Source organism: Actinotalea sp. C106, assembly GCF_023630195.1.
Taxonomy (GTDB): Bacteria; Actinomycetota; Actinomycetes; order Actinomycetales; family Cellulomonadaceae; genus Actinotalea.
In genome coordinates this window covers 1-7206 of the sequence record NZ_JALPKN010000161.1, presented here as the reverse complement: position 1 = coordinate 7206, position 7206 = coordinate 1, and the positions used below count along the sequence as shown (strand labels likewise).

General features: G+C 73.1%; 6 protein-coding genes and 1 pseudogene. 2 read left to right on the top strand and 5 right to left on the bottom strand.

The features are described from left to right. Positions 1-183 precede the first annotated feature (183 nt). Positions 184-810: a copper resistance CopC family protein gene (locus tag L0B03_RS11485; protein ID WP_250445924.1), complete on the top strand. Its 627-nt coding sequence runs from the start codon at positions 184-186 to the stop codon at positions 808-810. A gap of 16 nt (positions 811-826) precedes the next feature. Here L0B03_RS11485 and L0B03_RS11480 read toward each other — a convergent pair whose 3' ends face one another. From L0B03_RS11480 to hisC, 4 genes are all read right to left on the bottom strand, one after another. After that, positions 827-2284, bottom strand: coding sequence for a dihydrolipoamide acetyltransferase family protein (locus tag L0B03_RS11480; protein WP_250445923.1), 1458 nt, complete (start codon positions 2282-2284; stop codon positions 827-829). A 102-nt stretch (positions 2285-2386) separates the two neighbouring features. Continuing rightward, positions 2387-3373, bottom strand: coding sequence for an alpha-ketoacid dehydrogenase subunit beta (locus L0B03_RS11475; protein ID WP_250445922.1), 987 nt, complete (start codon positions 3371-3373; stop codon positions 2387-2389). After that, positions 3370-4500 (bottom strand): pyruvate dehydrogenase (acetyl-transferring) E1 component subunit alpha, encoded by a 1131-nt coding sequence (gene pdhA, locus L0B03_RS11470; protein ID WP_250445921.1) that lies wholly within the window; start codon positions 4498-4500, stop codon positions 3370-3372. Before pdhA ends, L0B03_RS11475 begins: the two co-directional genes overlap by 4 nt. A 215-nt stretch (positions 4501-4715) precedes the next feature. Further along, complete coding sequence (gene hisC, locus L0B03_RS11465; protein WP_250445920.1) at positions 4716-5786, bottom strand: histidinol-phosphate transaminase; 1071 nt, start codon at positions 5784-5786, stop codon at positions 4716-4718. A gap of 67 nt (positions 5787-5853) precedes the next feature. On the opposite strand from hisC, the gene L0B03_RS11460 reads away from it, so the two are divergent. Beyond that, entirely contained in the window at positions 5854-6234 is a 381-nt protein-coding gene (locus L0B03_RS11460) for a phage holin family protein (RefSeq protein WP_250445919.1), read from the top strand. On the opposite strand, the pseudogene L0B03_RS11455 reads toward L0B03_RS11460, so the two are convergent. Then, positions 6212-7206: pseudogene (locus tag L0B03_RS11455) on the bottom strand (DUF3089 domain-containing protein); the annotation flags it as partial. The gene L0B03_RS11460 and the pseudogene L0B03_RS11455 overlap by 23 nt on opposite strands.

The window sequence follows — 7206 nt, the reverse complement described above, 5'->3', positions numbered from 1 at the left end:
CGGCCCGTGAGCTGCTCACGCACCGGCCGGTCGCCGCACCTCGGAGCGCCGGCGTCCCCGTCGTCGGGCAGGGTCGGGAGCACCGGCACCTGCTCCACCTCGCCACCGCCGTGGCCCGTCGCGGTCCCCCGCGTCTCGCCTGAGACGCCCCCGACCACGACGCACCCCGGACGAAGGACTCCCATGACCACCGCACGACGACTGACCCTGCGCACCGCCGCCTCGGCGGGCCTGCTGAGCGCCCTGCTCCTCGCCCCGACCGCCGCGTACGCCCACGACGAGCTGACCGGCAGCACCCCCGCCGCCGAGGAGAGCCTCTCGACCCCGCCCGAGGAGATCGTCCTCATCTACTCGGCGGAGATCCTCGAGCTCGGCAACGACGTCGCGGTCGAGGGCGTCGGGCAGGACTGGGCCGCGGGCGACCCCGTGGTCGACGGCCAGGAGGTGACCGTCCCGCTGACCGAGGGCATGCCGGCCGGGGAGTACACGGTCACCTGGCGCGTGGTGTCCTCGGACGGGCACCCCATCGAGGGCGTGATCCCGTTCTCGGTCGAGCAGGGCGCCGCCGAGCCCGCCGAGGAGGAGCCCGCCGAGGGGCCCGAGGAGACCCAGGCCCCCGCCGCGACGGCCGAGCCCACCCCCGAGAGCACCCCCACGGAGGAGCCCGCACCCTCGACCGAGGAGTCGGAGACCACCGAGGACGAGGAGGAGAGCGGCGCCGTCTGGCCGTGGGTGCTGGGGATCGGCGCCGTCGTCCTGCTCGGCGGGGTGGTCGCCTGGCTCGTGGTCCGGCGGCGCCGGGCGCCCTGACGGCCCCCAGCTGACCTCAGCTCCAGACCAGGCCCTGGCCGGGCTCCTCGAGGACCGCCGCGACGTCGGCCAGGAACCGCGAGCCCAGGCCGCCGTCGATCAGCCGGTGGTCGAAGGACAGCGCGAGCTGGGTGACCTGACGGACCTTGATCTTGCCCTTGTGCACCCAGGGCTGCTCCCGGATGGCCCCGAAGGCGAGGATCGCTGACTCCCCGGGGTTCAGGATCGGGGTGCCGGTGTCGATGCCGAAGACCCCGACGTTGGTGATCGTGATGGTCCCGTCGGACATCGCCTGGGGCGTGGTGCGGCCCGAGCGCGCGGTCGCGGTGAGGTCCGCGAGGGCGAAGGCGAGGTCGTGCAGGGTCATGCGGTGCGCGTCCTTGATGTTCGGGACGATCAGCCCGCGCGGGGTCTGGGCCGCGATGCCCAGGTTCACGTAGTGCTTGTACTCGATCTCCTGGGTCTCGTCGTGCCAGCTGGCGTTGACCTCGGGATGGCGGCGCACCGCGAGCATGAGGGCCTTGGCCGCGATGAGCAGCGGGGTCACGCGCACGTCGGCGAACTCCCGGTCCTCGCGCAGTCGGGAGACCAGGCGCATCGTCTTGGTCACGTCGACCGTGTGGAACACCGAGACGTGCGGCGCGGTGAAGGCGCTGCTGACCATGGCCTCGGCGGTGCGCTTGCGGACGGACTTGACCGGCACGCGGGTCGCGCGGCCGTCGTCGGTCACCGTGCCCGAGGCGAGCCAGGGCAAGTCGTCCCCGGCGTAGGTGGCCAGGGTGCGCGGTTCGTTCTCGTTGCTGCGCGCCAGCACGTCCTCGCGGGTCACGATCCCCCCGGGCCCCGAGGCGGTCACCGTCGCCAGGTCGATCCCCAGGTCCTTGGCGAGCTTGCGCACCGGCGGCTTCGCCAGCACCGGCCCCATCCCCCCTCTCGTGTCAGAAGCAGGGATACCCCTGGCACCCCCAGCGTCTGACGCGAGATCCGGTCCGGACGAGCCAGCACTCGTGTCAGAAGCCTGGATACCCCCAGCGCCCTGAGGTTCTGACACGAGACCGGGGGTGGCAGGGTCCGCAGGGGTGGTGCGGCGGGCGCGGCGGGTGGCGCTGTGCCCGACGACGCCGTACCCCACCAGGACGGCCCCGCTCGCCGACTCCCCGCTCGCCGATCCCCCGCTCGTGTCAGAAGCGGGGATACCCCCGGCACCCTGAGGTTCTGACGCGAGGTCGGGGGTGGTGTCGATGGTGATGATGGGGGTGCCGACGTCGACCGTGGTGCCGGGCTCGAAGAGCAGCTCGGTGACCACGCCGGCGTAGGGGCAGGGCAGCTCGACGAGGGACTTGGCGGTCTCGACCTCGAGGATCGGCTGGTTGACCACGACCCGGTCGCCGACCGCGACCTTCCACTCGACGATCTCGGCCTCGGTCAGGCCCTCACCGGCGTCGGGAAGGCGGAACTGCTCGTACCTGGGCACTGGCGCGCTCCTCGGTCTCGTCGTCCTGGTGGACTCGTCGTCGTGCTGGTCGGTGGTGCGGCTCGGCGGCGCGGCTCGAGGGAACCCGCCGGTAGGTCGACGCTAGACCGCGAGGGTGCGATCGACCGCGTCGAGCACCCGGTCCAGGCTCGGCAGGTACTCGTGCTCGAGGCGGGCCACGGGGTACGGGGCGTGGAAGCCGCCGACCCGCAGCACGGGGGCCTCGAGGTGGAAGAAGCACTCCTCGGTGATCCGCGCCGCGACCTCGCCCCCGGTCCCGTAGAGCACGGGCGCCTCGTGGACGACGACGCAGCGCCCGGTCCGGCGCACCGACTCGGCGACGGTCGCGGTGTCGAGCGGGGAGATCGAGCGCAGGTCGATGACCTCGATGCTCGTGCCGTCGGCCGCCGCCGCCTCGGCCGCCTTGAGGGCCGTGGTGACCGTGGGCCCGTGGGCGACGAGGGTGAGGTCGGTCCCGCGCCGTGCGACACGCGCCTTGTCCAGCCCCCCGCCGACGGCGTCGAGGTCGACCTCGGCCTTGTCCCAGTACCGGCCCTTGGGCTCGAAGAAGAGCACCGGGTCGGGCGAGGCGATGGCCTCCTGGATCATGGTGAACGCGTCACCCGGGGTCGCCGGGGAGACGACGCGCAGGCCCGCGGTGTGGGCGAAGAGCACCTCGGGGGACTCGCTGTGGTGCTCGACCGCCCCGATGCCTCCGCCGAAGGGCACCCGGATCACGACCGGGAGACTGAGCTTCCCGCGCGAGCGGTAGTGCATCTTGGCCAGCTGGGTGGTGATCTGGTCGAAGGCGGGGAAGATGAAGCCGTCGAACTGGATCTCGCAGACCGGCCGGTAGCCGCGCAGCGCGAGCCCGATCGCGGTCCCGACGATGCCCGACTCGGCCAGCGGGGTGTCCACGACGCGGTCGGGGCCGAAGTCCTTCTGCAACCCGTCGGTCACGCGGAACACGCCGCCGAGCTTGCCGATGTCCTCCCCCATGAGCATGACCTTGGGGTCCTGCTCGAGGGCCCGGCGCATGCCGATGTTGATGGCCTTGGCGAGGGTGATCCGCTCGGTGGTGGGGCTCATCGGGCGGCTCCTTCCGTGGCGCTCTCCCCGTCGACGAGGAAGGAGGCCTCGTACTCGGCGAACCAGGCGCGCTCGCCGTCGACCACCGCGTGCGGGGTCGCGTAGACGTTCTCGAACATGGACGAGGTCGGGGGGGCCTCGAGGGCTCGGACCTCGGCGCGCAACCGCTCGCCGAGGGCCTCGGCCTCGGCAGCCAGGGACTCCTGGTAGTCAGGGGTCAGCTCGCCCTCGGCCTCGAGCAGCGCGGTCAGCCGGTCGATCGGGTCGCGCTGACGCCAGTGCTCCTCCTCCGCGGCCGACCGGTAGCGCGTCGGGTCGTCGGAGGTGGTGTGGGCGCCCATCCGGTAGGTGTAGGCCTCGATGAAGGTGGGGCCGCCGCCGTTGCGGGCCCGCTCGAGGGCCTCGGCGGTCACCGCGTAGCAGGCCAGGACGTCGTTGCCGTCGACCCGCACGCTCGGGACGCCGAACCCACGTCCGCGCTCGACGATCGGCACCCGGGACTGCCTCTCGGTGGGCTCGGAGATCGCCCACTGGTTGTTCTGGCAGAACAGCACGATCGGCGCGTTGTTGACGGCCGCGAAGACGAAGGCCTCGTTGGTGTCCCCCTGCGCGGTGGCCCCGTCGCCGAAGTAGGCGACGACGGCGGCGTCACGCGACGGGTCCCCGGTGCCGACCAGGCCGTCGCGCTGGATGCCCATCGCGTAGCCGGTGGCGTGCAGCGTGTGCGAGCCGATGACCAGGGTGTACAGGTGGACGTTGTGCTCGGTCGGGTCCCAGCCGCCGTGGTCCACCCCGCGGAAGAGCTTGAGGATGTCGACCGGGTCCACCCCCCGCACCTGCGCGACGGCGTGCTCGCGGTAGGAGGGGAAGACGTAGTCCTGGACGGCCAGCGCCCGGGCCGAGCCGACCTGCGCGGCCTCCTGGCCGAGGGCCTGGGCGTAGAGGGCGAGCTCGCCCTGGCGCTGCAGCGAGGTGGCCTCGGAGTCGACCCGACGGGCGAGCACCATGTCACGGTGCATCCCGCGCAGGGCCTCGGGGTCGAGGTGTGCGATGCGGGGGGTGTAGTCGGGGTGGTCCACCCGGTGCCCGGTGGGGCTCAGCAGCTGGACGAGGTCGGGCTCGTTCACGCGGTGGGGTCCTTCCGGGGTGGACGAACGAGTAACTTACGTCAGCGTAGGCTACGGCACCGTAGGTTAGGGCTTGTCCGGGACCACAAGGTCAATGCGGGCCCGTTGTGACCACCCTCCAACCTGCCACGGCCCCACCCGCCGGGCCAGCCCCGACGCCGCTCTCGGCCGGCGCTGCTCTGCGAGAGGCCCGTGCGGTCACGGTCGTCGCAGGCTCAGCCGCCGACCCAGTCCCGGGTCAGCTCGAGCACCCGGTCGTTCGCGGCAGCCTCCCCGATGCTGATCCGCATGCCCTCACCCGCGAAGGGACGCACCAGGACCCCGTGCCGCGCAGCGGCCGAGGCGAGGTCGACCGTGCGGGCTCCCGTGGGGAGCCACACGAAGTTCGCCTGGCTCTCGGGCACCTCCCACCCCTGCGCGCGCAGACGCTCGGCGACCCGCTCACGTTCGGCGACCACGACCTCGACGCGCTCGGCGAGCTCCCCCTCGGCCTCGAGCGAGGCCAGGGCCGCCACCTGGGCGAGGTGGTTCACCCCGAAGGGGGTCGACGCGGTGCGCACCGCGCGGGCGAGGTCCGGGTGCGTCACGGCGTAGCCGACGCGCAGGGCCGCCAGCCCGTACGCCTTGGAGAAGGTCCGCAGGACGACGACGTTCGGGTGCGCCGCGAGGACCCGCTCGCTGTCGATCGGGTCCTGGGAGCGGACGAACTCGACGTAGGCCTCGTCGAGGACCACGAGGACCCGCTCGGGCACGGCGGACAGCAGCTCGAGCAGCTCGGCGTGGCCGATGGTCGGGCCCGTGGGGTTGTTGGGGGAGCAGACGAGCATCACGCGGGTGCGCTCGGTGACCGCCGCGGCCATCGCGGGGAGGTCGTGGCGACCGTCGACAGTGAGCGGCACCGGGACGGAGACGGCACCCTGCAGCTGGACGAGGATCGGGTAGGCCTCGAAGGACCGCCAGGCGTGGACCACCTCGTCCCCCGCGTCGCAGAACCCCTGGAGCACGTGCCCGAGGACCGCGACGGAACCGCAGCCGGCCACGATGGAGCCCGCCTCGACGTGGTGCTTGGCGGCGAGGGCCTCGACCAGCTCGGTCGCGAACATGTCGGGGTACCGGTTCAGGGCGCCGGCCGCGCGGGCCACCGCGTCGCGCACCGAGGGCAGCGGGGGGAAGGGGTTCTCGTTCGAGGAGAGCTTGTGGGCCCGTCCGAGGTCGGCGCGCGCCCCGGGGACGTAGGCGGGGAGGCTCTGCACGGCGGGGCGCTGGGGCACCTGGGGGCTCGTCACGCGCCCAGCATGCCATCGCCGCACCGACACCCTGCGCGCTCCCGGCCTTCCGTGGAACGATGCCCGCATGAGCTTCGTCCTCCGAGTCCTCGTCAACGCGGTCGCGATCTGGCTCGCGACCCAGCTCCTCAGCGGCCTCGAGGTGGTCGGAGGGGACGACAGCGGCACGACCGTGATCGTCTTCCTCCTGGTCGCCCTGCTCTTCGGGGTGGTGAACGCGGTGGTCAAGCCGGTCGTCAAGCTCATCTCGCTACCGCTGTACATCCTCACCCTCGGCCTGTTCACCCTCGTGGTGAACGCCCTGATGCTCATGCTCACCGGGTGGCTCTCGGAGATGACCGAGTACGGCCTGCGGATCGAGAGCTTCGGCACGGCCGTGCTCGGCGCGCTGATCATCTCGATCGTCAGCTTCCTGCTGAGCGTGGTCATCCCCGGCTCCCGGGACTGACCACCGCGGGGTCGTCGGGCACCCGCACCCCGGTGAACCGCATCATCCTCGCCTCGGCCTGCCCACCCCCGAGCACCCCCTGGATCGCCTGGTCGACCGCGCGGAGGGAGGCGTGGTCGGAGCCCGCGAGCCCGTCCGCGGTGGCCGCGTACCGTCGCGCGTCGTGCGCCGCCACCGGGGACAGGGCCGCGGCACGGTCCGCGGGGTCGGCCGCCTCGGCCAGGTCCACCTCGACGGTGGTGCGGTTACCCGTCGTCGGGTTGGCCCGGCCGTCCAAGGTCGGCACGTAGTCCGTGCCGTGCTCGAGGTGCAGGGCCTGCACCCCCTCCTGCAGGGGCAGGTGACCGACCGGGGACCCCGCGGTGATGACCGCCGCGATCGAGTACCGCTCGGCACGTGGGTCCCCCGCGGCCTCCATCGCCGCGATCCCGCCCTGGCTGTGACCGGCCAGGAGCACCGGCTCCCCCGGCTCGATCCGTGCCGCGGCCATGGCCTGGAGCACCACCTCGGTGGCGTCGTCGGGCCGCTCGGCCATCAGCCGCAGGTTGCTGCTGAGGTCCGCAGGGTTGCTGCCCGGCAGCGGAGACCAGTCCTGCGTGCCGGGGACCGTGACCACCCAGCTGCGGCTCCCGTCGGGGTGCGTCAGCTGCTGGACGCCCACTGTGCCGTCGCCACCACCGCCGGGGTGGTAGTGGTCGGCCACCTGGCGCAGCACCTCCCCCGCCCCGTCAGGAGCCGGAGGCTGGGTCCGGTCCGCCCCCCACGGGCTGGGTGCCTCGACCGTGCGCGCGACCACCAGCGAGGAGGCGGGCACCCCGGCCAGCGGTGAGGCGATGCGCACACCGGTGTCGAGCACCCGCGCCACCTCGGGGACGGGGGTCGGGTCGAGCGGACGGCGTCCGGGCAGCGCACCCAGCAGGAACCCGGCGACGCCCGCGACGCCCGGCTCGACGAACCGGGCGTCCGGCGGGG

What these genes read in the sequence shown, in the direction of transcription:
- L0B03_RS11485 (WP_250445924.1), top strand. Translation starts at nt 184, where the DNA reads ATGACCACCGCACGACGACTGACCCTGCGCACCGCCGCCTCGGCGGGC.
- L0B03_RS11475 (WP_250445922.1), bottom strand. Translation starts at nt 3,373, where the DNA reads ATGAGCCCCACCACCGAGCGGATCACCCTCGCCAAGGCCATCAACATC.
- L0B03_RS11460 (WP_250445919.1), top strand. Translation starts at nt 5,854, where the DNA reads ATGAGCTTCGTCCTCCGAGTCCTCGTCAACGCGGTCGCGATCTGGCTC.